This window comes from Paenibacillus sp. B46(2026), from assembly GCF_056786355.1.
The window spans coordinates 1,463,332-1,488,178 of the sequence record NZ_CM165907.1; the positions used below are offsets into that span (position 1 = coordinate 1,463,332).

Sequence of the window (24,847 nt, forward strand, 5' to 3'; positions counted from 1 at the left end):
CACCTTTAAAAAGGTGGATCAATAAAATCTGGGGATAACAGCGATCAGAAGATGGTACTGCAATCGTAGTGCTTGAGTGTAATAGAATTTGTTGATCTTTTGTTATATTCATATCCAAGAAAGGAGACGCCGTATGGCCAAATTATCGACCAATACCGGACCATCCATTGACGCTGCATCGGCAAGCACATCCGGTCCATGGCGGGAAGCGTGGAGAACGTTTCGGAAAAATCGGCTTGCGCTTGCGGGCTTGATTATCATAGTTTTTTTCATCCTGTTGGCCTTTCTGGCGCCATACATCGCTCCTTACGATTATAAGGAACAAGTGCTGGCTGATCGGCTTCAGGCTCCTTCGGCAGAGCATTGGTTTGGTACCGATGATCTGGGGCGTGACGTGTTTTCCAGAGTGCTGCATGGGGCGCGTATTTCATTGTGGGTGGGCTTCTTCTCCGTCATTGGTTCCATTATCGCGGGTACATTGCTTGGTCTGATTGCCGGATTTTATGGAAAATGGGCGGACATGCTCATTTCGCGTTTATTTGATATCTTGCTCGCATTCCCTGGGATCTTGCTGGCCATTGCCATTGTGGCGATATTGGGCCCATCGTTGCAAAATGCACTGCTCGCCATCGCCATCGTGAACATTCCGACCTACGGAAGATTGGTGCGTTCACGGGTACTCAGCTTGAGACAGGAGGAATTCATTACGTCGGCACGGACACTTGGAGCGGGCAACGGGCGAATCTTGTTTCGTCACATCTTGCCCAACAGCCTTACTCCGCTGATCGTGCAGGGTACTCTAGGGATTGGTACGGCGATCATCGAGGCCGCTGCGCTCGGATTTCTGGGTATGGGTGCGCAACCACCCGACCCGGAGTGGGGTAAAATGCTGTCAGACTCCCGTCAGTTTATCCAAAAAGCACCGTGGACATTAATCTTCCCCGGCGTTTCCATCATGTTGACCGTTCTCGGCTTCAACCTCATGGGCGATGGACTGCGCGATACCCTTGATCCGAAAATGGCGAAAAAGTAAAAGTTTCTAACTCTAACTGTGAGTGTCTCTCCCTAAGTCGGTTCGAACTTTGGTTCGAGTCGGCTTTTGTATTGCCTGCGGGATTACGTTAAAATGATTGGTGATGTGCAAAAGTTGAAGGATTATTCGATCTTTTTGTTAAAATAACCGCCTGCGTATTGACACCCAATTTTCCCATATGTTATATAAAAGGAAGGGTTTAGCACTCCGATCATTAGAGTGCTAACAAATGATGTTTTTACTACACGACTACATATGGAATGATTCTGTTTTTGAAAATAGATATTTTGAACCTGAGTAGGACATGCGAAGCCCGAGGGGCACAATAGACCTGAAGAAGCGGCGTTCCACAGTTAATAACAGATATCACTTCATTAATGATCTCTATCCTAAAAAATAAGTCGCTGACCAAATGCGAAAGTAGTGCAGGGGACGAAATCGATTTGGAGGAAGCAAAGCGTTCGCATTTATCACCGGATTTCTCCTTTTTCAAAAGGGAATCAAAGAAATCTGGGGATAACAGCGATCCGAAAAACGATTCGTAACCGGAACGGCTACATTGCAGAACGTCATGCACTTATTTTTTCCAATGAGCAGTTGGAGTGATTAACAATGTTTGTGGACTAGAGCGATCAAAGGTTTTTGAGTCTACTAATGGCCGCAGGATTTCTCAGTTATTTCTATTTTCAAACAAATCATTCGATATCCAATTTGAAAGGAGTCCAACCACTCATGGCTAAAAAAGAATTCCAGGCAGAATCCAAACGTTTGCTGGATATGATGATCAACTCCATTTATACCCAAAGAGAAATCTTTTTGAGAGAATTGATCTCCAACTCCAGTGACGCCATTGATAAAATCTATTACAGAGCACTTACGGACGATGCGCTCGTTTTCAACAAAGAGGACTACTTCATCAAGCTCACGATTGACAAAGAAAACCGCACGCTCACACTGACGGATACCGGAATCGGGATGACGCAGGAAGAGTTGGAGAACAATCTGGGGGTTATCGCGAAGAGTGGTTCCCTGGCGTTCAAGAAGGAAAACGAAGCCAAAGACGGCCACAACATCATCGGACAATTCGGGGTTGGTTTCTACTCGGCATTTATGGTGGCGGACAAGCTGACCGTAACGAGTAAAACGCTGGGCAGCGACGAGGCATGGAAATGGGAGTCCGAAGGTGCAGATGGTTACACCATTACACCGGCTGAAAAAGACTCCGTAGGTACAGAGATCGTCCTGACGATCAAACAGAATACCGAAGAAGATTCGTATGACGAATTTTTGGAAGAGTATCGCCTGAGATCCATCATCAAGAAATACTCCGACTTCATTCGCTACCCGATTAAGATGGATGTAACGGGTCAACGTCCGAAAGAGGGCACGGAGAACGAGTTCGAGGAATACCAAGAAGAACAAACCGTGAACAGCATGGTGCCGATCTGGCGTAAAAATAAAAGCGAACTGACCGACGAAGATTACAATAACTTCTATATGGAAAAACGCTACGGTTTCGACAAACCGCTCAAACACCTGCACATCAGCGCAGATGGCGCAGTGGTATACAATGCAATCCTGTTTATTCCGGAGAATACGCCGTTTGACTACTACACGAAAGAGTATGAAAAAGGCCTTGAGCTTTACTCCAACGGTGTATTGATCATGGATAAATGCGGGGATCTGTTGCCAGACTACTTCGGATTCGTTAAAGGTATGGTGGATTCGGAAGACCTGTCCCTGAACATTTCCCGTGAGATGTTGCAACATGACCGTCAGCTTAGCCTGATCGCGAAGAACATTAAGAACAAAATCAAGAGCCAACTGCAAAGCCTACTGAAGGACGAGCGTGAGAACTACGAGAAGTTCTACCAAGCGTTTGGTCGTCAATTGAAATATGGCGTATATAGCGACTATGGTGTGAACAAGGATACATTGCAGGATCTGCTGTTGTTCACGTCTTCCAAAGAGAGTAAACTCGTGAGCCTGGACGAATATGTCTCCAGAATGCCGGAAGATCAGAAGTACATCTACTATGCATCCGGTGAGTCAATTAGCCGTATTGAGAAGTTGCCACAGATCGAGGGTGTTCTTGAGAAAGGGTACGAAGTATTGTACTTTACCGATGACATCGATGAATTCGCGATCAAGATGATCATGAACTACAAGGAGAAAGAATTCAAATCCATCTCCAGTGGTGACCTGGGTATCGAAGATAGCGCGGACAAAGAAGAAACGGACGCTCAGGATAACGACAACAAAGAGCTATTTGAAGCGATGCAAGCTCAATTGGCGGGTAAAGTGAAAGCCGTTAAAGCTTCCAAACGTCTCAGAAGCCACCCGGTATGTTTGTCCACCGAAGGTGAGCTGACGATTGAAATGGAGAAAATCCTGAAAGCTATGCCGAACAGCGAAAACGTACAAGCCGACAAAGTGCTGGAAATCAACGTGAATCACGATGTCTTCAAATCGTTGAAAGACGCTTTCGCGCAGGATCAGGAAAAGCTGAACCTTTACACAAGCCTGTTGTACCATCAGGCCTTGCTGATTGAGGGATTGCCAATTCAGGATCCAGTAGAGTTCACTAACGATATCTGTAAGGTTATGGTGTAACAATCCGTCGTATAAGGGTGCGATAATACATCCTTGATGCAAAAATTCACGCAGTTTAAAGAGTCAAATTACGTGAGTATTAAGGCTAGAAATTAAATTACTTCGCTGCATCTACCATATTCATCCGACAGGGCATTCGTCCTGTCGGTTTTTGTTTTTTACCCACAACGGGGAGGGTGTGGGGGAGGCAGACTATCATTGAAGCAAATGATGATATTATTATTAGTTGAACTTATCTTCTCGATTTTAGCGAGCTGAATGGTGAATACCATTATTGTATTTTAAGGACAGCAAAAGTAGTGAAGGGGACGGAATCGATTCTGAAGAAGCAAAGCGTTCGCCTTTGTCTCCGGGTTTTTCCCTTTGTAAAGGGAATTCAGAAAACCTGGAGACAACAGCGATCATAAGAACGATCCGTAACCGGAACGGCCACGCAAACTGTATAAGTCACTTTTTTCACCATTAGTCACGTTAGTGTGAATTCAATATGAATCATTATCATTTAGATGCACGGATGATAGTCTGGCAGGGTATAATAAGAGAAGATGACTGTTCATCACAAGCTGATGTAAGAAGAGATGACAATCACAGACAGGTTTTACTTTTCGAAACCACAGATGTTGTGTATAATCACTCAAAATAGAGACAGTCGGCTAGGAGTGATCCCCATGCAATGGAACGATCTGAGAGAACATAGACAATATCCCGAACTAACCAAATTGGATGGATCTCGTGCAGCGTATGAACGGGACTATTCCAGACTCATTCATTCTCCGACCTTCCGTCGGTTACAGGGCAAATCGCAGGTGTTTGGCGCAGGAACGGGCGATTATTATCGTACTCGCTTAACCCATTCCCTGGAGGTAGCGCAGATTGCACGAGAGGCTGCCCGAAGCCTGATTCGTCGCTTTCCCGAGGTAGACTGGGACCGGGCGGACAGCCCCGGCCTCATTATTGATTCAGAAGTGGTGGAGTGCGCTGCAATCGCACATGACTTCGGTCACCCGCCCTTTGGACATAAAGGTGAAGAAGTGTTGGATGGTATTCTGGATGACCTGATCAACACCGAGGCTAAGAAAATCATGAAGAAAAGCCGCAGCACCAAAGTTCCCAAGGTGGAATCCGAGGTTCGTGCAGAGCTTAAGCGAAAATACGAGCATTTTGAAGGCAATGCGCACAACTTCCGCCTCATTATGCACTTGGAGAAGCGTGAAGATATCGACGGACTGAACCTGTCTGATGCGGTATTGCTTGGAATTAACAAATATCCGTACCCGGGCACGGAGAGCAAGAAAGGCATGTATCATCATGAGTGGCAATATATCCGGGATATCCGTGATCGCTGGAACATGCCGGCAGGCAAGAAGACGCTGGAAGCGCAGCTGATGGACCTGTGCGACGATATTGCATACTCCTCGCATGACCTGGAGGATGGCATCAAAGCAGGCAAAATTGAGGTACATGAGCATTTCCTGCAAGATCCGTATGTCAATCGACTGATTGTGGATAAGATTACGACGCTGGAGGATCTGTTCTGGAACGGATGGACCCGAGAAGCGATTGGGCAAAAGGTAGAAGAGGTCCTCGCTTCGTTCCTGCGCATCTGGAATGAGAAGATGCCGTTCTGCGAGCATGATTACTCCCGTACCCGCCGTGAGGTGAAAGCCTACTGGGTGAGCTTTTTTGTAGGTAGTCTTGGCGTTATTGACGACGGCGACTGGAAAAAAGTAACCTTTGTCCGTGAAGGGGCAGAAGACCTCGACATGCTGCGTACGGTAAGTGTGCTCAAGAGCTTTGCCTGGGTGACCATGATTCGGGACCTGCGTGTGCAGCGGCTACAAAAGCGCAGTGAGTGGATGATTAAACGATTATGGGATGCATTCCTCGATCCGGAAACGTCCAAATCCATTATTCCATCCGACTGGCTGCAGCGGTATGAGAAGGATCAAGCCAAAGCCCAGCCGATCTGGACTTGGGAACACATGGTGATTGATTATATTGCAGGAATGACAGATGCATTTGCCGAGAAAATATACAATGAACTCTACGGGCTGAAGGTGGGTTCCATCTACGATCTGGATTAGAGTTCACCAAGATAAAGGGAGATGAGATGCTTGGCTACGAAAATGAGGGAGAAGTTCAGTCTGGGCGTACTTGACCTTGTTCCAAGGTTACACGATGCCACAGCGGAACAGGCTCTTCAGCAATCGGTGACACTTGCGCAACATGCTGAGACTTGGGGATACGCCCGATACTGGACGTCTGAGCATCATGATATGGCTGAACTGGCATCGGCCTCTCCCGAAGTACTGCTATCCCACATCGGAGCAAGAACGACAACGATCCAGCTTGGCTCCGGTGCGGTTCTGTTGCCGCATTACAGCCCACTCAAGGTTGCAGAGTCGTTCCGTCTGCTGGCTGCGCTCTATCCGGGGCGCATTGAGCTGGGGCTCGGACGTGCTCCTGGCGGTGGACCTCATGCCACGATGGCACTCAGTGGCAATTACTTGCAGCATGTGTCCAAGCTGCCCGAATCACTCGCAGCACTGACGGAGCTACTTGAAGACCGTTATACCTACGAGGATCATCCCGTGACGGCTCGTCCGATCCCCGAGCTCCCGTTATCGCTCTGGATGTTGGGGACCAACGTGAAGAGTGCAGAATTTGCGGCACGGTTTGGCATGGGTTATGTCTTTGGTCAATTCATGAGTGATGCCGATGGTACAGAGGCTGTAAGGCGATACCGAGAAGGATTTATTCCCAGTGCAACTATGAAGGAGCCTGAAGTTATGGTGGCAGTCAGCGTATTGTGTGCCGAGTCAGAGACGGATGCTATGGCCTGGAGTCGTGACATGGCGGAGAGACGCGAGGCAAATGGGGAAGAACGTTCAACCAAGCCGAATTCAAGTGGTATCGCGGTCTCTAACACGAATGATGCAGCCGTTATTGATCATAATGAATCGGTGCGGCACTATGCAGGTACACCTGAGCAGGTATGGGCTCGATTGCAACAGGTGAGTCGCAGGCTGGATACGGAAAGTTTGCTTCTGGTTACGGCAGGACCAGATTATGAGCGCAGGTTGGATTCATATCGATTGCTGGCTGAGCATAAGACAGCAATACTGAACTAGGCTGATCACTTTATGATGCTAGCCGTTGAAATCCGAACAAACCGAAGAACTGCGGATCGGGACTTTACCGTATGCTGCAGCTCTTCGGTTTGGACTTTGTCAAGATTCAACAATATTTTACAAAACCAAGCATCTTAATGACAAAATAATGTTATAATACTTTACGTCTATTTTCCTATCGATATAATATAGATAAGTTCTTTTGACAAGAGGTCAAAAGAAGGGGAAAACAATGACAAAAGCACCTGAATTCGGGATGACCGAAGAGGTCAAGGGGGAAATCATATGTTCAGCAGATTCAAGATCAAGAGTATCGGTCTGCGTATCAGCATCGCGTTCTACTTGTTAATCCTCTGTTTAATTGTTTTGAGTGTCACGATTGTCACCCGGATGAATTCAATTGAATCCAATACCAATGAAATTACGAACAATTGGATGCCATCAATCCAGCAAATTAACCGTTTAAATTATACCACAGAGCATGTCCTGTCACTAAGTTATCGTCACTTTGACGCGGATGAAACGGACAAGGCATTTTTGTCAGAAGAGCGTACCAAGTATATTCGTGAGACGACGCAGGCGATTAAAATCTATGATCAGCAGGAGAAGTCTGCGGATGAGCTCGAACACTGGACTGCGTTCAAGAACAAATGGGAAGCGTATCTCAAGATTAATACGCAATCGATCAAGCTGAGTGATGAGGGTCAGACACAGCTGGCGAAGGAAGTATCTGATAAAGGTGCTGATTCCTTTGACAACATGCAAGTTGATCTCGATTATCTCGTGGAATACAATCAGGAACAGTCCAATCTTGCGGCGGCTCAAACAATCAGATCGGTACAGGATGGTAGATTAATCATCATTATCGGTGTTCTTGTCATGATTGTCATTACAGCGATCAGCATTCCGATTATTCGTTCACAGGTCGTGAAACCACTGCTACGTGTCATTAGTGCGGTGAAACTGATTGCAGAAGGCCAATTGAATGTTCAGGACATACATACCAAACATGAGGATGAAGTCGGTGTTCTGGCCAAAGCAGTGAATGACATGAAAGGTAACCTGACTTCGATGGTTCTGAGCGTCAGACGAATTGCGGAAGCTGTCAATCTGCAAAGTGGGGAACTGGCAATATCTTCAGAAGAGGTTAAGATTGGTAGTCGCCAAATTGCTGTGACCATGGAAGAGTCAGCCAAGGCCGCAGAGAGCCAGGCAGAGACAGCCGTGGAATCAGCTCGTACGGTTGAAGTGTTGAATGATCACATTCAGAATCATACGGAACAAGGCAGCCAGCTGCGCGTCATGTCGGATCTTGTGCTGGAGCAAGGGTTGAATGGTCGTAAGGCGATGGAACAGTCGGTGCAGCAGATGCAACAGATTTCCGGTTCGGTATCGGCTTCCATGAACAAGATGGAACGGTTGAATCGTAAAAATGAAGATATTTCCAAGCTGGTTCAAGTCATTCATGACATTGCACGTCAAACTAATCTGCTGGCATTGAATGCCTCCATTGAGGCAGCACGTGCGGGAGAGAGTGGACGCGGATTCGCCGTAGTGGCATCAGAAGTGCGGAAGTTATCTGAGGCTGTGCAGACTTCGGTCGAAGAGATCACGGCGATTACCGAGGATATTCAACAGGAGTCACAAGGGGTGGTTGCGGAATTACGTACGGGCGTTCAGGAGACCGAACTGGGTCAGGAACATGTGCTTGCTTCAGGTCAACTCTTCCGTACAATTAACGAATCGGTGGAAGGCATGGTTGGTGTCATTAGCACTATGACAGATGGACTGGCGGGCATGCAGGAAGCAAGCGGACGAATGAATGATTTCAGTCAGCAGATTTCCGCTGTTTCGGAACAATCGGCAGCGAGTGTGGAAGAAGTTTCTGCATCGGCGGAAGAGCAAGTAAGTTCCATGGAAACGATTAGCGGCAACATTCAAAGTCTGAAAGAATTATCGGAAGATTTGCTTACATCCATTGAAAAATTAAAAATATAACCTTCTTCTTATAATAGAAGAAGCTGGAATCACACAGGCGGCGATTGGTGAGAATCTCTAAATAAAGTAAGGCGTTCCTCAATAATGGGAACGCCTTATTTTTTTCTTTCCAAATAGATACGTGCAAGAAAATGAATAGTTGTCTAGGAGTCTAACATTGTATACAATGACTACCTGAAGCAAACGTATGAGTCGTATTTGATATGTTTTCAATGAGCTTACTATTTATATAGAAGAAACATGATTAATGAAGGAAGGAGAGGGGGATTTTGCCTGATGAAACACTTGGTATTTACGCTATTTCTGGGAAACACCTCTATACCTTTGCTTGCCACGAGAACGAACTCGAATTATGCACGCTGGAACTGAACACACTGCTCGAACCGAGTTCGGAGATCCGCTCAGACGGGGGTTCGTATGTATGGTCTGATATAAACATACCACCTGGACGAAGTCCGTTTATTCATGGCAGACTGGATGTGATCGGTGAAGGAGACACAGTGAATGATCTGCTTCCCTTTTCCAAAGAAATCCAGATATTGCCAGAAGAAACCTTTAAGGTAGTATGTCTGAAAGAAGGGGATTATGTTCCTGATTACGCGCAGTCCCGTCAACTGGAAAGAGAAGTCGGCATGTTCATTAAAGGCAAGGCACAGATGAAGCAACCTAAGGTGACTTTCGGCCTAATCCGAACAGGAGAAAAATGGATCTTGGGCCAGTGGACAGAAGCAGATCGATCATGGCAGATTCACCGGCAGAAGCCGCAAAACTACTCGACCGGATTCGGCATTACACTGGCCAGAGCATTGGTTAATATTGCTGTTCCGAGGGTGGAAAACCATCGATTGCTTGATCCTTGCTGTGGTATGGGAACGGTTGTCATTGAGGCTTTATCCATGGGAATGGATGCAAAAGGTAATGACCTGAATCCTCTGGCTGTCCGAGGTGCGCGTATCAATCTGCCGCATTATGGATATGATTCGGATCGAATCACACTGGGGGACATGAATGAACTGCAAGGTTTGTATGATGCAGCAATTCTGGACATGCCCTATAATCTCTGCTCTGTACTTCCAGATGCTGAGCAACGAGCCATGCTGGAGAGCTTGCGCAGATTGGCAAAACGGGCAGTGGTTGTTTCCACAGAGTGGGTAGAAGAGCACTTGCTGGAAGCGGGATGGACGGTAAAAGAGTACCGAATAGTACACAAAGGCACGTTTATACGTCATATTTGGCTGTGTATGTAAGCATGGATAACAAAAAAACTCCAATCTGGAAGGAATTACATTTTCCGGAAATGGAGTTTTTTACTTTTTATCTGGAATCATAACAGATGTAATTTGCACAATATTGCATGGGAACGGGTGTTTGTGTTAATATTTATGACTATAATCCACCAGGTTAAGCGGCAGTGTCTGGCGAGCAACATAAGCTTCCAAATTTTTGACGAAAATATCGACCGCTCGATCCGCGTATTGCTCTGTACTTCCTGCGATATGAGGCGTAATTAACACGTTATCCATGCCCCATAGCGGGTGGTCTGCCGGAAGAGGTTCTTCTTCGAACACGTCCAGTGCGGCGAAGGCAACTTGGCCGTTTTGGAGTGCATTCAGCAACGCTTCCGTTTTCACACTGGGGCCACGGCCCACATTGACGAAGCAGGCACCGGATCGGAACTGCTCAAATGCAGTTTGATCATATATATGTTTGGTTTCATCGGTTAGCGGTAAAATGTTAATTACATAATCGCCCTGGCTCAAGGCTTCATGTAAACCGGTCATGTCGTACATTTGGTCCACATTGGGGACATCCTTACCTGAGCGGCGAACTCCGATCGTGCGCATGCCGAGGGTTTTGAGAATACGGGCTGTTTCCGTGCCAATCTCACCTACACCAACGATGACCGCTACTTTGCCATGCAGTTCCGGCAGTGGTTTGGCAGGAACTTTCCATTCTGCCTGCTGTTGATGCAGCATAGCTTGTCTCAGCCAGCGACTGTGGGATAACATCATGCCCAGAATAATTTCGGTGATTGGAATCGCGTGAACTCCATTTGCACTGGTGACCTGAACGTTCTTTTGTTGCAAATCTGCGAAGGGGAGATTGTCCACACCAGCAGACCAGACCTGAACCCACTTCAATAGGCTGTCCTGTTTCAATGCATGTTCTGTGACGAGTGGGGACCAGCCGAGAATAATCTCAGCTTCTTTCAACTCAGCGGGGTCCAATTCCTTGGCTTTTCCGAATTTCAGGGTATATCCCGGTGCAGCATTCTGAATGCGTTGTTGCTGTTCTTCGGATAGAGATGGAAAACATACAATTTTACCCATAATGTGTGGTCCTCCTGAGATAAATAGTTTGATGAGTTTGATAATTAAAGTGTATCAGATTTGGTGTTGGATGTGCATTAAGGTGGGAAATGCAGGAATCTAGCCTTATTTGCAAATGGTTATATTTGTGTCACTCTATACTTACCCAACTTGAAACGATATGTATAGTTATGAAATAATAGAGCGAACTTTAGAGAGGTGTATGCAATGAATAACCAATCACATCAGGATCATTCATCCCGACGGGAAAGATTATTTGTAGCAATTCGTCTTCCTGTTGCTGTTCAGCAGTCTCTTCAGATGGATGCGAGGCTTGTACAGAACAAGCTAGATTTTCGTAAATGGACAGATCATAGAGATTATCATATAACCTTGCAATTTCTGGGGGATACGTTAGTTAGTGACATCGGGCACCTGCGAAAAGCATTGCGCTCAGCAGCAAGCGGATTTCAACCGTTTGAACTTCAGCTTTCCAACTGGGGCACATTTGGACTTGAAGAAGCACCTAAGGTGCTTTGGAAAGGTGTTTGCGGAGAGATAGAGCACTTGTTTTCATTGCAAAAACAAATCGTGCAGGCGACTTCGCCCCTTGGGTATGAAGCTGAATTAAGACCTTATGCTCCCCACATTACCATTGCCAGAAAATATCTGGGACAGCTTCCAGGTAATGAAAATAAAGGGGTATCTGGAGTGCTTCCGGAACATTCCACAGGTGCTAATTCATGGATGGTGGAGGACATTGTACTTTATGTGACAAGGCTGGGCCAATCACCAATGTATGAGGTCGTGGATACGTTCACTTTTTCCTGATAATCATTTTTATGCCATAAAATCACATTGACATTACGTTTATCCCTATGTAATATTAGCCATCGTTATTCAAATTCTTTTTTTTGGGTTACTTAGTTAAGGGAATTGTTTCGACAGGAGGAATCTTCGAATGAACATTATAAGCAAAAATCGTTGGGTAGCACCGATGTTATCAGTGCTGCTTGTATGTATAGTGGGGGTAAATGTCGTTCAGGCGACGGGGAAGTGGAATGAAGCTAGTGATAGTAAACAGATGACCGAACTTGCGGCTTCTGTGCAAAATAAACAAACATCTACGCAAGAAGAGAGGCGCATGATGGAAGATGGGACAAGTCTGTCCTCTAATCTGTCTGCCCAAACCGTAGCGTGGACTGGATCTCTGCCAGCAAAGAACTGGCTTACGACTGCTCAAGAAGAGCAGGAACTGCAAGAAGCCAAGGCCAAGAACAAAGCTAGAGCGGTAGCTGCGGCCAAAGCCAAAAAAGAAGCTGCACTGAAATTGGCCAAAGTGAAACGTGCCAAAGAAGTCGCTGCTGTAACAACTCCCCCCCAAAAACTATACTTTACCCGGACCAAACTTCTGAACCAGGAAGACTCGAAACTTGCAACCTGGTCTTACAGTGTGTCCGATAAAGAACTGCATCTGCTGCAAAAAATCGTCATGGCAGAAGCGGAAGGTGAACCGTACGAAGGCAAAGTGGCAGTTGCCAATGTTGTCTTAAACCGGCTGCGGTCAGCCAATTTTCCCGATACCATTTACAAGGTCATCTATCAGAAATCCCAGTTTAGTCCTGTAGCGAACGGACGTATGAAACGTGTGGTTCCCAACGAGGACAGCATCAAAGCAGTGAATGCTGCGTTGAACGGGAAGAAGGAAGTTGCCGATGATACGTATTATTTCTTATCATTGACGCTTGCTGACGATCTGACAGTTGCTCGCTCGCAGAAAAAAGTAAAAACGATCGGTCATCATACTTTTTACAAGTAATCGACCCGTAAATTCTGCAAACAGGCAGGGTAGTTAACTGTGTGTGCATCACACGGCCCTTTAAAAAGCCTGAATCGTAGTTTTATTTCGTTATTTAAAATATCGTTATACTCTAAATTACCCTTTTTTCTGCCAAATCATACGGTGGAATTAGTGAAAATAAAAGAAGGTTCCCTTCCAAAAATTCGGAAGGGAACCTTCTTTGTATATCGTGAGCAATTGTCTTGTCCTCTATAACACCTCGTGAGAGCTGTTCTGTAGGTCCGTAGAGACGTTAGAATGGTATTCTGGTACCTGACAAGGACGTGGCAGCAATTCCGGCTGTAAAGCGTTCCACGGGCGTTGTTGTGACTTCGGCTGTAGTTGGGAATAATAAGTCATGAACAGCCTGGGCACAACATGTCGGATCATAGACCGAACTTTTGCCTGAGTTATGCGCTACGTTCAGCGGGCTTTCAGCTTGAGCAGATGCCTGCTCACATAGTTGTCTGAAACGATTGGTGATCACATCGGCTGAATGAATGACCTGACCATATCCGGCTTGTACAAAGTATTCGCAATTCTCTTCCTCTTGACCCGCAAGTGGAGGTATGAACAACATCGGTAAACGCTTAGCCAGCGCTTCGGTGCATGTCATGCCCCCAGGCTTCGTGATCAGCACATCGGATACATCCATCAGTTTGCTTACTTCCCGTGTATACCCCAAAATACGAATATTGGGGTGCTGGAAGCAAGGCAATTCCTTCATCTTTGCGATCATTTTCTCGTTGCTTCCCAGACAGAACACCAATTGAATACGATCTGCCCAGGACGTGAGAGCTTTCATATGATCCTCATCAAACGAAAGTCCCCATCCACCACCCATAAGCAGGGCGGTAGGCATGTTCTGAAGCCCCATCTCTTCCCGTAGCTTCACCTTGTCTCCTGCTTCCCAGAAGTCCGGATGCACAGGGATTCCCGTGACCTGAATATGGGATGGATCCACCCCCCGAATCTCAAGCAATGCTTTGACTTGAGGGGTAGAGACCAGATATTTGTTCACTTCCGGGTTAATCCATGTTCCGTGCACATCATAATCCGTCACGACGGTATAGAGAGGGATATTCAGACCCTGGCGTTTGAGCCGGGAGATCACTGCATTCGGAAAAGGATGGGTACAGATCACCGCATCCGGTTTCAGCTGGGATACGACCTGCGCCGTCTCTGTATAGAAAATCCGGTGCAACGCGAGCTTGGTAAAGCCATTTAATGATTTGTTGTATTGTGTGCGGTACAACAGGCTGACCAGTTTGGGTTGGACCGATAGTGTCTTTCGATATGCAGAAAAAATTAGTGGAGCTACCGTTGGGTTCAAAAATTTGCCTAGTTCAATGACACGACTGTGAACATGTGGACTGACTTTTTTGATGCCATGTGCCAGCGCATGAGCGGCCTGAGTGTGACCGGTACCGAAACCTTCCGATAATAAGAGCACTCTTGGTTTTCGCATGAGTTCACCTTTATTCATAAGTTTAAATTCAAAATGAAGATATTCATCGATTATTCTAGCTATAAAATACAATTACTACATGAATATACATTGAAGCGCAAAATCATGTTTCTTCTATGAATATTTACACCATATATCTTACGATGAGACAACCTAACTTCATTTATATACGTATTGTTTGAGTCATCTTACACTATAGACGACGACAGAAGGAGTTTCCACTGCATTTAGGTTAAAAAATATTAACCCAATTTTTAAAATGTTAGGGTTGCAATCTTATTTCTAAGGTGGTATTGTAGTTTTTGACCGAATGACTGAATTGTATTTTTGGTCATTTATATGGAACGTTTGAACAATGAATCAGCATAAAGGAGGGATACGATGGCTCCGATTGACAGGAGACAGCAGGTTATTCATGCAGCAGCCCAGTCGTTTGCCATGTTTGGATACAAAGCAACCACGATGGATCAGGTCGCCAAGATTGCGAACGTTGGCAAAGGAACGATCTATACATTTTTCACGAATAAAGAACAATTGTTTGATCAGATCCTGGTAGAAGTGATTCAGGAAATGAAGAACATCGCGCATCGTGAAGTACATCAGGAAAGTGCATTTTTTGATAATCTGTTTCGGGTACTGGATGAATTGTTAGAGTTCCGTCGTGATCACGATCTGCTGGTTAAGTTATCACAAGAGTTGAAGGACTTTGGAACGCTGCAGGCCAAGGAAGGTTTGGACAAAGTGGAGAAGGTCATTTCCGACTTTTTGGCTAAGGAACTTGAGAAAGCAAAAGACAATGGAGAAATTCGAGAATGCGATCCGCAAGTCGTCGCTTTTATGATGATTCGCCTGTACATTGCACTCACCTCAGACTGGAGCAAGCAACATCAACCGCTGAGCAAAGAGGAAATTAAGACGTACTTTCGCCTTTTCTTAATGGAAGGAATTGCTGCTGTAACGTAATCCGAATTTAATCTACTATATATATGGGTTTTTACGCGTATCAAGCAGTGAGGCTTGTCGGAAGACAGGTTGTTTTTTTGCTCTAAAGTGACCGTTTGAGGAAAATGGTCAGTTCGTGTTTCAGTATGTTTTCTGGAATGCGGCATTTTATTTTATTAAGGTTATTCCTGCTCATAGAGCAGAGAGATTAAGGGGAGAAAATGACATGAAATCTTTATCCGTGTTTTTCAAGGATGTGGGATCGGCCGTGAGAAACCCGAAGGTGTTGATCCCTGTTATTGCAATTATGTTTATACCGATCCTGTATAGTGGCATCTATCTGGCGGCCTATTGGGACCCGTATGGTCATGTGGATGAGATGCCGGTTGCCGTTGTCAATCTGGATCAAGGCGCTGAGCTGGAGGGAAAATCCCTCCATGTAGGTAGTGATCTGGTTGATGAGCTGAAGAAAAATGCAGATTTCAAATGGGACTTTGTCAGTGCAAGTCAAGCCAAAGAAGGCATGAGTAATGACAAATATTATATGCAAATTACGATCCCGGAGAACTTCTCATCTCAGGCAACAACGTTGCTCGATGACAAGCCAGAGCCGGCTGATCTGATCTATGAACCCAATGGCAATTATAGCTTTGTTGGTGCACAGATCGGTAAGACTGCTATTAAGGACCTGAAAGCAAAGGTCTCGGCCAAAGTGACAGAATCCTATGCGGAGACGTTGCTCGACAAGTTCTCCGAGGTATCCGATGGTTTGGCTGAGGCAGGTGACGGAGCAGGGGAACTGAATACGGGTGCAGGCAAACTGGATGATGGTGCAGTGAAGCTCAAGGATAACTTGGCGAAGCTCGCATCCGGAACACTTGAACTGCAGGAAGGACTTTCTCCATTAAGTGATGGCGTTAATGCATTGCATACGGGGGCGACCAAACTTGAGAGTGGTACAACGAATCTCGTCTCCGGTCTGCAACAGCTTCAGGCAGCCGCTTCGAGCCAGCTTCAGAGCGGAGCAGATCAGTTGAAAGATGGCAGTGCCAAGCTGGAAACCGGACTACAGTCCTCACTGGACGGCACAGGCAAGCTGCAGGCTGGCCTGCAATCGTCCGAACAGGGTAGCGCGAAGCTGTCTGAAGGTCTGCAAAGTGCAATCCAGGGTAGCGGTACATTGGCAACAGGCTTGCAATCGGCCGTAGATGGCAGCGGCAAGGTTGCTGATGGTGCACAAGGCGTAGCTGCCGGATTGAAACAACTTGCTGCATCGAACCCGGAACTGGCCGAAAATGCTGATGTACAGAAACTGCTTGCGGCGAGTGAAGCTGTTGCGGATGGCAGTGCACAACTGCATGAGAGCGAGCAGAAGCTGGCACAGGGTGCAGATCAGCTGCATCAGGGCAACCAGCAGCTGGCTGCAGGTGCAGCCGAGCTTCATGGAGGCCAGGAGCAACTTCTTGCTGGTGCGAACCAACTGGTGGATGGTCAGAAGCAATTGCTGGCTGGTGCCGGACAGCTTAGTCAAGGAGGAGCGAAGCTCTCCGATGGCCTGAAGCAGTTCAGTGGCAAACTGGGTGATGCTGCAAGTGGCGGTACATTGCTTGCGGATGGTGCCAAGCAGCTGGGCTCAGGTACAACAGCTCTGCAAACGGGTGTAGGCAAACTCAGTGGTGGTGTTCATTCACTTACCGATGGTTCCAAGCAATTGGGCGATGGTGCAGGCAAACTGGCTGACGGCCTTACCGAGCTAAAAGATGGCTCAAGTGAACTGGCAACCAAGCTGAATGATGCCGCGCAGAAAACATCCGAAGTTAAGAAAACAGATGATGTCGTGAACATGTTCGCTGAACCGGTAAACTCCTCGGAGAACACAGCAGAGAACGTGAGCAATTATGGTACAGGATTAACACCGTTCTTCCTGTCGATCGGTCTTTTTGTGGGATCGTTGATTTCCACGATTGTATTGAAAATGCGGGAAACGTCTGTACCTGGTGCAACAGGCTGGAATCGTTTTGTCAGCCGGACACTGGTATTTGGCTCCGTGAGTATTTTCCAATCGGTTATCGTGGCAAGCTTCATGTTATACGGTCTTGGACTGGAGACGCACAGCGTAGCGCTGTTCTACCTGTTCACCATGATTACAGGGCTGACCTTCATGTTGATTGTTCAGGCACTTGTGACTTGGCTGGATCTGCCTGGACGTTATGTTGTCATTCTGCTGCTGGTCTTCCAACTTGCGGCTAGTGCAGGTACTTTCCCGGTAGAACTGATTCCATCGTGGCTTCAAGCATTTAGCCCTTGGTTGCCAATGACACACAGCATTATGGGCTTCAAGGCGGTTGTATCGAGTGGCAATCTGGATGTAATGTGGCATCAGGCAGGAATTCTCAGCATATATGCTGGTGTGTCCATCGTGCTGACGCTGGCCTACTTCCTTTGGAATGGCAGACGTCCGAAAAAAGAAGCGGAACTCGCTGATTCTGGTCAAGTTGTGACAGCATAAGTCGAACCTGATCATCAGCAACGTGATATTTACGAAAAAAAACTTTATTTTCATGTAGTGAAATTATGCAATATAGTAGTCAAATAGTGCAAATAGTCTGTGACCCCAAAAAGGGGTTGCAGGCTATTTTGTATACAAATGCATAGAGAAGTAAAGATTCGCTGGCTTAAGCAGTGAAAATTTGGTGGAATTATGGATAAACACAGGCCACATATGGAACGATTTTCTTCTGTCAGCAATTTAATTCAGTTGTACTCTGACTTAAAAAGTGTATAATTATTCGAAAAAGAGATGAATTTAAACGTCATTACAGTAAAGCTGTACTGCAAAACATTTCTTATCAGAGGTATTAAAAAGTTTAAATTGCGCTGATGTTAGGTCGGTGTTAAAATAATAGAACTATATCAAAAAAACGTCGCTCCATTTCAGTAGTCGTGCCAGCGGCTGCGTGTTGATTTATACAGGCTGTTTGCCGGATCGTCCGGATCAGCTCATCTCATTTAATGGCTTCTGCCCAATAGCAGGCATTATTTTTGACAGTCTCATGCTGTCACCTCTTCTATCTAGCAGGCTCTATCGCAAGCGAAAGGCCAGCTCCTCCCGTTTCATTGTTGCCTGTTGCCTATGTTCTTGATCTTTCCGAAATACTTCATTATAGAAAGGTTGCGTTCCATGAGACACATCGGATTACCTCCAAAACAGGGTCTGTATGACCCGCAGTTCGAAAAAGACGCATGCGGAATGGGTTTTGTTGCCAACATCAAAGGAGTACCTTCACACGATATCGTTAGTCAGGCTCTGACCATGCTTAGTAACATGGAGCACCGTGGAGGACAGGGAAGTGAGCCGAATTCCGGTGACGGAGCAGGTATCCTGATTCAGATTCCACATCGCTATTTTGCACAGGAAGCAGAACGTCTTGGTTTTGCATTGCCTGAACAGGGCTTCTATGGCGTAGGGATGTTGTTCCTTTCCCAAGATCCTGCCATTCGTAGTGCGCATGAAGAGAGCCTTAAGAAGATTATTGAAGAAGAAGGACAGACGTTCCTGGGTTTCCGGGATGTTCCTACTTTTGATGAAATGCTTGGACGTTCTGCGCTTGCAGCGAAACCTTATGTACGTCAGGTGTTTATTGGAAGATCCGCAGATGTGAAGGATGAGCTTGGATTCGAGCGTAAGCTGTATGTTATTCGCAGACGCGCTGAGCTGGCTATTCGTTATTCGGCAGATGAAGCAGAAGGCGGTTCATTCTACCTTCCAAGCTTGTCTTGTCGCAAAATTGTATATAAAGGCATGCTGACAACGGAACAGGTGGGAGAGTTCTATCTGGATCTGCAGCAAGACCTTGTTGAATCGGCTATTGCACTCGTGCATTCCCGTTTCAGTACAAACACCTTCCCAAGCTGGGAACGTGCCCACCCGTATCGCTTCATGATCCACAACGGTGAGATCAACACGATGCGTGGTAACGTGAACTGGATGCATGCTAGACAGTCCTTGTTCGAGAGCGAGTTGTTTGGCAACGACATCGCCAAAGTGAAACCAGTCATCAATCCGGACGGTTCGGATACAGCCATGTTTGATAACACACTGGAGTTCCTGTATCTGAGCGGTCGTTCCCTGCCACACGTGGCCATGATGATGGTTCCTGAACCTTGGAGCACAGATGAGGGCATGGACCCTGCCAAAAAAGCATTTTATGAATATCACAGCACGATGATGGAGCCTTGGGATGGACCAGCAGCAATGGCCTTCACAGATGGTTTGCAAATTGGTGCAACACTTGACCGTAATGGATTGCGTCCAGCTCGTTATTATGTAACCAAGGATGACCGTATTATCCTGTCCTCCGAAGTTGGGGTACTTGATATCGCGCCAGAAGAGATCCTGTACAAAGATCGTCTGCGTCCAGGTCGGATGTTGCTTGTGGATACACAAGAAGGCCGCATCATCGCGGATGAGGAAGTAAAAGCAATTATTGCAGCCGAGAATCCGTATCAGGATTGGCTTGATGAGCATTTGATGGATCTGAGCGAGTTGCCGGAAGCACCGGAACTTCCTGATCCAAAACATGATAACGTGACTCAGCTTCAGTTGGCATATGGTTATACATTTGAAGAACTGCGTAAAATCCTGGAGCCCATGGCAACAACAGGTATGGAAGCTACGGGTTCGATGGGTTATGATGCACCGCTGGCTGTGCTGTCCGATCGTCCGCAGCGTCTTTACAACTACTTTAAACAGATGTTCGCCCAGGTAACCAACCCGCCAATTGATGCAATCCGTGAAGAGATTGTAACGTCTACAGCAACAACCATTGGTCCTGAGCGTAACTTGCTGAACCCTGAACCGGAGAGCTGTCGCCAGATCCGTCTGGATACACCGGTATTGTCCAATGAAGACTTTGCGAAGATTCGCCATGTGCGTCGCCCAGGCTTCCGCTCCATGACGATTCCAATCTTCTTCACCGCTGCGGAAGGAGCAGAAGGACTTCGCAAAGCGATGGATTTGCTCTTCGAAGCTGCGGATCGTGTCATCGACAAAGGTCATAACATTCTGATCCTGTCTGACCGCGGTGTGGACGCAGAGAATGCTGCCATTCCTGCATTGCTTGCTGTAGCAGGTCTGCATCACCATCTGATTCGCCAGGGAACCAGAACCAAAGTCAGCATTATGCTCGAATCGGCAGAACCGCGTGATATTCACCACTACGCGTTGCTGCTGGGTTACGGTGTAAGTGCGGTGAACCCTTATCTGGCCTTTGAAACGCTGGATGACATGATTCAGCAAGGGTTGCTGCGTGGCATCTCGCATGAGAAAGCAGTGAAAAACTACATTAAAGCAGCTACCAAAGGCGTTACTAAAGTGTTGTCCAAAATGGGGATTTCTACGATTCAATCGTATCGTGGAGCTCAAATCTTCGAAGCGGTGGGTCTGAAATCAGACTTCGTTGACCGTTACTTTACCTGGACACCTTCCCGTATCGGTGGAATTGGGTTGGAAGAAGTGGCAGCCGAAGCGTTGACACATCATAACCGTGCCTTTACAGAGAAAGACGGTAACGATAAAGTATTGGATTCCGGTGGGGATTATCAATGGCGTAACGACGGAGAAGAGCATCTGTTCAATCCGCAAACCATTCATACCCTGCAACACGCGGTACGCACTGGGGATTACAAGCTGTATAAAAAATATTCCAAACTTGTACAAGGTGAGAATGATCAATTGTTGACCATTCGCTCCATGCTGAAGCTGAAACCGGTTGGAGCTTCCATTCCACTCGAAGAAGTTGAATCGGTAGAAGATATCATGCGTCGTTTCAAAACGGGTGCAATGTCCTTCGGTTCGATCAGCAAAGAGGCGCATGAAGATCTTGCCATCGCTATGAACCGTGTTGGAGGTAAATCCAATACCGGTGAAGGTGGAGAAGATCCGGCTCGCTTCATTAAAGATAGTAACGGGGATTCCCGTCGCAGTGCGATTAAACAGGTAGCATCCGGACGTTTTGGTGTTACATCCAACTACTTGGTTAATGCCGACGAGATTCAGATCAAAATGGCTCAGGGAGCTAAACCAGGTGAAGGCGGACAGCTGCCAGGACGTAAAGTGTATCCTTGGGTTGCTGAAGTTCGTGGATCTACACCGGGTGTAGGTCTGATCTCGCCACCACCGCATCACGATATCTACTCGATCGAGGATCTGGCAGAGTTGATCTATGACTTGAAAAATGCCAATCCGCGTGCTGAGATTAACGTGAAGCTTGTATCGGAAGTGGGCGTGGGTACCATCGCAGCTGGTGTAGCCAAAGGCCGTGCCGATATTATCCTCGTCAGCGGTTATGACGGAGGTACAGGTGCATCACCACAAGGTTCGATTCGCCACGCAGGTATGCCTTGGGAACTAGGTCTTGCAGAGACACATCAAACGTTGATGCTGAACAATCTGCGTGACCGTGTTGTCCTCGAAACAGATGGCAAAATGCTTAACGGCCGTGACCTAGCGATTGCTGCCTTGCTTGGAGCAGAAGAGTATGGATTCTCTACGGCACCACTCGTTGCACTTGGCTGTATCATGATGCGTGTCTGTCAAATGGATACCTGTCCGGTTGGTGTAGCGACACAGAATCCGGAATTGCGTAAAAATTATATGGGTGATCCAGCTCATGTGGTTAACTTCATGCGATTTGTTGCTGAAGATGTGCGTGAGATCATGGCTGATCTTGGTTTCCGTACTATTCAGGAGATGGTCGGACGTACAGATTGCCTCGAAACGGTAGAAGCCGTAGATCACTGGAAGAAAAAAGGTGTGGATCTGTCTGTATTGTTGCACGTGCCTGAAATGCCGGAAGGCTCTGCACGTTACCGTACACAGCATCAGAATCATCAATTGGAAGAAACGCTGGATATGCAACAATTGCTGCCACTGGCACAGTCTGCGATTGAATCCGGTCAACCGGTTGAAGCGGTACTTCCAATCACGAACGTTAACCGTGCAGTAGGTACCATTTTGGGTAGTGAGATCACACGCAAATATGGACTCGCAGGATTGCCTGAAGATACAGTTAAATTCAAATTTGTTGGTTCTGCCGGACAAAGCTTTGGGGCCTTTGTACCTAAAGGTATGACCTTGACCGTTGAAGGCGACTCCAATGACTATGTAGGTAAAGGACTGTCTGGAGGTAAACTGATCATGATGCCTTCTCCGAAAGCAACATTCGAGGCGGAAGATAACATCATTATCGGTAACACGGCACTCTATGGAGCAACAAGTGGTGAAGCGTATATCCGTGGTATTGCAGGTGAGCGATTTGCAGTACGTAACTCGGGCGCCAAAGTAGTCGTTGAAGGTGTCGGCGACCATGGTTGCGAATATATGACGGGCGGACGTGTCGTTGTACTCGGCGATACAGGTCGTAACTTTGCAGCAGGAATGTCCGGAGGTATTGCCTATGTGTATGATCCGGAAGGCACATTCTTGCAACGTTGTAATCTGGAAATGGTTCTTTTGGAGCGTATCGAAGACGTAGCTGAAAGTGCAGATCTTCGAGGCATGATTCAACGTCACGTTGCCAACACAGGAAGTGCTGCCGGTCAGCGCATTCTGGATAACTGGCAAGATGCCTTGAATCAGTTCGTTCGTGTTATTCCGAAAGACTTCAAGCGGATGACAGAACAGATTGAACGGATTCAGGCGACAGGTCTGACTGGAGAAGCAGCATTGCTCGCAGCGTTTGAAGCGAACATGCGTGAACTTGCGCGTGCGGGAGGCTAAAAACTTCCTTCTTCAAGTGTAAGTGCATGAACAGGTTGTATTAAGAATAATAGGAGCTATATGGTTGCCATGCTGGCGCCAGATAGCTCCTATTTTGCTTTCGACAAAATTAGAACCCCTTCAAAAAACGTTATCGTCATGAGACGACAACATTGAGGAAGTTTCTCAAGTATAATAAGGCTAGTTTTGGAGGGCAGGGAAAGTATAAAGATAAGAGAGGTTAGCGGAATGAATATGAAGCATCCAAACAGGGGCGATCGTAAGCCGACAGGTAAACCAGTCGAAGCAACTCAGATGGACATCATGAAAGTTTTACTGCAATGCGGAATCGACCCGGAGCGTTGGAACCAATTCGTATCCTCCGTCAACAACAAGCGTCCTTGACAGGATAGACAACCATGGAGTGGAGGGAATTCAAGACACAAAAAAAGCCCAGAAGCCAGAGAGTGTATCTCTCGGGAACTGGGTCCTCTTTTCGGGTTTAGTCCATGCTGCGTTCCATTCGGACAAAAGCGATAAAACGACGTGCCTCTTCTTCCGTTAAGGATTTACCATCAATCATCAGATCGAAGCGCTCCAGCACTTCCTTGTCCGATAACTCCAGAGTGTCAACGAATTCACGAACGTCTTCATCCATCACGACATCGCTTTGCTTCGTACGTCCAATGAGATAATCAATAGACACGTCAAAGATGTCAGCAAGTCTCGTTAACACTTCGAAATCCGGTTTACGTCGGTTCTTCTCGTAGTGGGAGAGAGCAGCTCTTGTAATATGAATGGAGCTCGCAAGTTCTTCTTGAGTTAGTCCCCGCTGTTCCCTTAATTCAGCAATGCGATTTCCGTAGCTCATAAGCTAGTTCCCCCTGAACGACATCAAATATATATTGAAACAATCCTGAGCCAAGTTTTTGATCAGGGCAGCTTTCCTGCAAAAAAGCATCTCCTCGTGCGTTTCCTTCAACCATTTCCATTTGTAAATAGGTCTGTCTAAGGACATCTCATAATGTCGTAAATCAAAAGAACCATGTCCAAATACCGCTTGACATGATACGTATTGTATCGTAAATTGGACGTATGGAGTTACAAAATGTATCATTTGGAATATTTTAAGTATCTCCTTGTTGCCTGAACCATATACCTGTGAGAAGGAAGTAAAGGCAGTCCATGTAGGCTAATCCATTCTAAAGGAATGAAACCATGCATTCAATAATTCAGGAATGGGCTGATATGAAATTAAATGTCCATATGTACATTCAGGAGTTTCGTGGGAAAATAGTAGACCGCAAAAGACGCCCCGTTCTGTTACTTGGAATGGACACGCAAGCGATTACCTTCCTGAGCGACCTGAACTTGCCAGTATCATCAGAAATGCTCATTGGGTTGGATGTTGAAGATCATCATGTATGTGTAAGACTTCACGCAAGGTTGCAATGGAAACAGCCCTTCGGAGAGCTCACAATGTATCATTCAAACTTGCATATTCAGCACGAACAGAAACTATATATAACTGGACAGTTAAACGCAATGCTTACTGATGTTCAGTTCCCAACGGTTTCCCGTTTTCACTATCACAAGGCAACTGATCAACAACGCTATCAGGAAGCATATCATAACATTGATTTTACCATATGAAACTTGACACTTTCTAACCAAATTCTGAACAAGCATGTACTTAACGCCATTTTACTATATTTCATAGCGTTATGCATTAGTTCTTTAACACCAAAAGCATT

The 24,847-nt window shown here is 46.4% G+C and carries 16 protein-coding genes; 13 read left to right on the top strand and 3 right to left on the bottom strand.

Annotated features, from left to right (window positions below; all coding sequences use genetic code 11):
• The first annotated feature begins 133 nt into the window (after window positions 1-133).
• From nikC to AC1S8V_RS06555, 6 genes are all read left to right on the top strand, one after another.
• Complete coding sequence (nikC, locus tag AC1S8V_RS06530; RefSeq protein ID WP_482072938.1) at window positions 134-1,033, top strand: nickel transporter permease; 900 nt, start codon at window positions 134-136, stop codon at window positions 1,031-1,033.
• A gap of 732 nt (window positions 1,034-1,765) precedes the next feature.
• Complete coding sequence (htpG, locus tag AC1S8V_RS06535; RefSeq protein ID WP_482072939.1) at window positions 1,766-3,646, top strand: molecular chaperone HtpG; 1,881 nt, start codon at window positions 1,766-1,768, stop codon at window positions 3,644-3,646.
• Window positions 3,647-4,314: 668 nt separating this feature from the next.
• Complete coding sequence (locus AC1S8V_RS06540; protein ID WP_482072940.1) at window positions 4,315-5,730, top strand: deoxyguanosinetriphosphate triphosphohydrolase family protein; 1,416 nt, start codon at window positions 4,315-4,317, stop codon at window positions 5,728-5,730.
• 21 nt (window positions 5,731-5,751) lie between these two features.
• Window positions 5,752-6,777, top strand: a complete 1,026-nt coding sequence (locus AC1S8V_RS06545; protein WP_482072941.1) for an MsnO8 family LLM class oxidoreductase — start codon at window positions 5,752-5,754, stop codon at window positions 6,775-6,777.
• A gap of 285 nt (window positions 6,778-7,062) precedes the next feature.
• The gene (locus tag AC1S8V_RS06550) at window positions 7,063-8,775 is read left to right on the top strand and encodes a methyl-accepting chemotaxis protein (protein WP_482072942.1); all 1,713 of its coding nucleotides are present in this window, start codon (window positions 7,063-7,065) and stop codon (window positions 8,773-8,775) included.
• 269 nt (window positions 8,776-9,044) lie between these two features.
• Window positions 9,045-10,022 carry a TRM11 family SAM-dependent methyltransferase gene (locus AC1S8V_RS06555; protein ID WP_482072943.1) on the top strand — a complete coding sequence of 326 codons (978 nt, stop codon included), beginning with the start codon at window positions 9,045-9,047 and terminating at the stop codon, window positions 10,020-10,022.
• 126 nt (window positions 10,023-10,148) lie between these two features.
• Here AC1S8V_RS06555 and AC1S8V_RS06560 read toward each other — a convergent pair whose 3' ends face one another.
• The gene (locus AC1S8V_RS06560) at window positions 10,149-11,105 is read right to left on the bottom strand and encodes a D-2-hydroxyacid dehydrogenase (protein WP_482072944.1); all 957 of its coding nucleotides are present in this window, start codon (window positions 11,103-11,105) and stop codon (window positions 10,149-10,151) included.
• Between the two features lie 207 nt (window positions 11,106-11,312).
• Between AC1S8V_RS06560 and thpR the strand changes: the two genes are divergently transcribed.
• The gene (gene thpR, locus AC1S8V_RS06565; RefSeq protein ID WP_482072945.1) at window positions 11,313-11,915 is read left to right on the top strand and encodes an RNA 2',3'-cyclic phosphodiesterase; all 603 of its coding nucleotides are present in this window, start codon (window positions 11,313-11,315) and stop codon (window positions 11,913-11,915) included.
• Window positions 11,916-12,045: 130 nt separating this feature from the next.
• A complete protein-coding gene (locus AC1S8V_RS06570; RefSeq protein WP_482072946.1) occupies window positions 12,046-12,903 on the top strand; it encodes a cell wall hydrolase in 858 nt (285 codons plus the stop codon).
• 274 nt (window positions 12,904-13,177) lie between these two features.
• Here AC1S8V_RS06570 and AC1S8V_RS06575 read toward each other — a convergent pair whose 3' ends face one another.
• Window positions 13,178-14,392 carry an MGDG synthase family glycosyltransferase gene (locus AC1S8V_RS06575; protein ID WP_482072947.1) on the bottom strand — a complete coding sequence of 405 codons (1,215 nt, stop codon included), beginning with the start codon at window positions 14,390-14,392 and terminating at the stop codon, window positions 13,178-13,180.
• A 381-nt stretch (window positions 14,393-14,773) separates the two neighbouring features.
• Here AC1S8V_RS06575 and AC1S8V_RS06580 point away from each other — a divergent pair, with 381 nt between their 5' ends.
• From AC1S8V_RS06580 to AC1S8V_RS06595, 4 genes are all read left to right on the top strand, one after another.
• On the top strand, window positions 14,774-15,355 hold the full coding sequence (locus AC1S8V_RS06580) for a TetR/AcrR family transcriptional regulator (RefSeq protein ID WP_482072948.1): 582 nt from the start codon (window positions 14,774-14,776) through the stop codon (window positions 15,353-15,355).
• Between the two features lie 205 nt (window positions 15,356-15,560).
• The gene (locus tag AC1S8V_RS06585) at window positions 15,561-17,843 is read left to right on the top strand and encodes a YhgE/Pip family protein (protein ID WP_482072949.1); all 2,283 of its coding nucleotides are present in this window, start codon (window positions 15,561-15,563) and stop codon (window positions 17,841-17,843) included.
• A 672-nt stretch (window positions 17,844-18,515) separates the two neighbouring features.
• Window positions 18,516-23,114 (top strand): glutamate synthase large subunit, encoded by a 4,599-nt coding sequence (gltB, locus tag AC1S8V_RS06590; RefSeq protein ID WP_482072950.1) that lies wholly within the window; start codon window positions 18,516-18,518, stop codon window positions 23,112-23,114.
• Window positions 23,115-23,342: 228 nt separating this feature from the next.
• Window positions 23,343-23,498, top strand: coding sequence for a hypothetical protein (locus tag AC1S8V_RS06595; RefSeq protein WP_482072951.1), 156 nt, complete (start codon window positions 23,343-23,345; stop codon window positions 23,496-23,498).
• Between the two features lie 97 nt (window positions 23,499-23,595).
• On the opposite strand, the gene AC1S8V_RS06600 is transcribed toward AC1S8V_RS06595, so the two are convergent.
• Window positions 23,596-23,964 (bottom strand): helix-turn-helix domain-containing protein, encoded by a 369-nt coding sequence (locus AC1S8V_RS06600; RefSeq protein ID WP_047841965.1) that lies wholly within the window; start codon window positions 23,962-23,964, stop codon window positions 23,596-23,598.
• Window positions 23,965-24,341: 377 nt separating this feature from the next.
• Between AC1S8V_RS06600 and AC1S8V_RS06605 the strand changes: the two genes are divergently transcribed.
• Window positions 24,342-24,746, top strand: coding sequence for a hypothetical protein (locus tag AC1S8V_RS06605; protein ID WP_482072952.1), 405 nt, complete (start codon window positions 24,342-24,344; stop codon window positions 24,744-24,746).
• Window positions 24,747-24,847: the final 101 nt, after the last annotated feature.

Excerpts from the sequence above, each read along its gene's own strand:
- nikC (WP_482072938.1), top strand. The coding sequence starts at position 134 with ATGGCCAAATTATCGACCAATACCGGACCATCCATTGACGCTGCATCG.
- htpG (WP_482072939.1), top strand. The coding sequence starts at position 1,766 with ATGGCTAAAAAAGAATTCCAGGCAGAATCCAAACGTTTGCTGGATATG.
- AC1S8V_RS06540 (WP_482072940.1), top strand. The coding sequence starts at position 4,315 with ATGCAATGGAACGATCTGAGAGAACATAGACAATATCCCGAACTAACC.
- AC1S8V_RS06545 (WP_482072941.1), top strand. The coding sequence starts at position 5,752 with ATGAGATGCTTGGCTACGAAAATGAGGGAGAAGTTCAGTCTGGGCGTA.
- AC1S8V_RS06550 (WP_482072942.1), top strand. The coding sequence starts at position 7,063 with ATGTTCAGCAGATTCAAGATCAAGAGTATCGGTCTGCGTATCAGCATC.
- AC1S8V_RS06560 (WP_482072944.1), bottom strand. The coding sequence starts at position 11,105 with ATGGGTAAAATTGTATGTTTTCCATCTCTATCCGAAGAACAGCAACAA.
- thpR (WP_482072945.1), top strand. The coding sequence starts at position 11,313 with ATGAATAACCAATCACATCAGGATCATTCATCCCGACGGGAAAGATTA.
- AC1S8V_RS06570 (WP_482072946.1), top strand. The coding sequence starts at position 12,046 with ATGAACATTATAAGCAAAAATCGTTGGGTAGCACCGATGTTATCAGTG.
- AC1S8V_RS06575 (WP_482072947.1), bottom strand. The coding sequence starts at position 14,392 with ATGCGAAAACCAAGAGTGCTCTTATTATCGGAAGGTTTCGGTACCGGT.
- AC1S8V_RS06580 (WP_482072948.1), top strand. The coding sequence starts at position 14,774 with ATGGCTCCGATTGACAGGAGACAGCAGGTTATTCATGCAGCAGCCCAG.
- AC1S8V_RS06585 (WP_482072949.1), top strand. The coding sequence starts at position 15,561 with ATGAAATCTTTATCCGTGTTTTTCAAGGATGTGGGATCGGCCGTGAGA.
- gltB (WP_482072950.1), top strand. The coding sequence starts at position 18,516 with ATGAGACACATCGGATTACCTCCAAAACAGGGTCTGTATGACCCGCAG.
- AC1S8V_RS06595 (WP_482072951.1), top strand. The coding sequence starts at position 23,343 with ATGAATATGAAGCATCCAAACAGGGGCGATCGTAAGCCGACAGGTAAA.
- AC1S8V_RS06600 (WP_047841965.1), bottom strand. The coding sequence starts at position 23,964 with ATGAGCTACGGAAATCGCATTGCTGAATTAAGGGAACAGCGGGGACTA.
- AC1S8V_RS06605 (WP_482072952.1), top strand. The coding sequence starts at position 24,342 with ATGAAATTAAATGTCCATATGTACATTCAGGAGTTTCGTGGGAAAATA.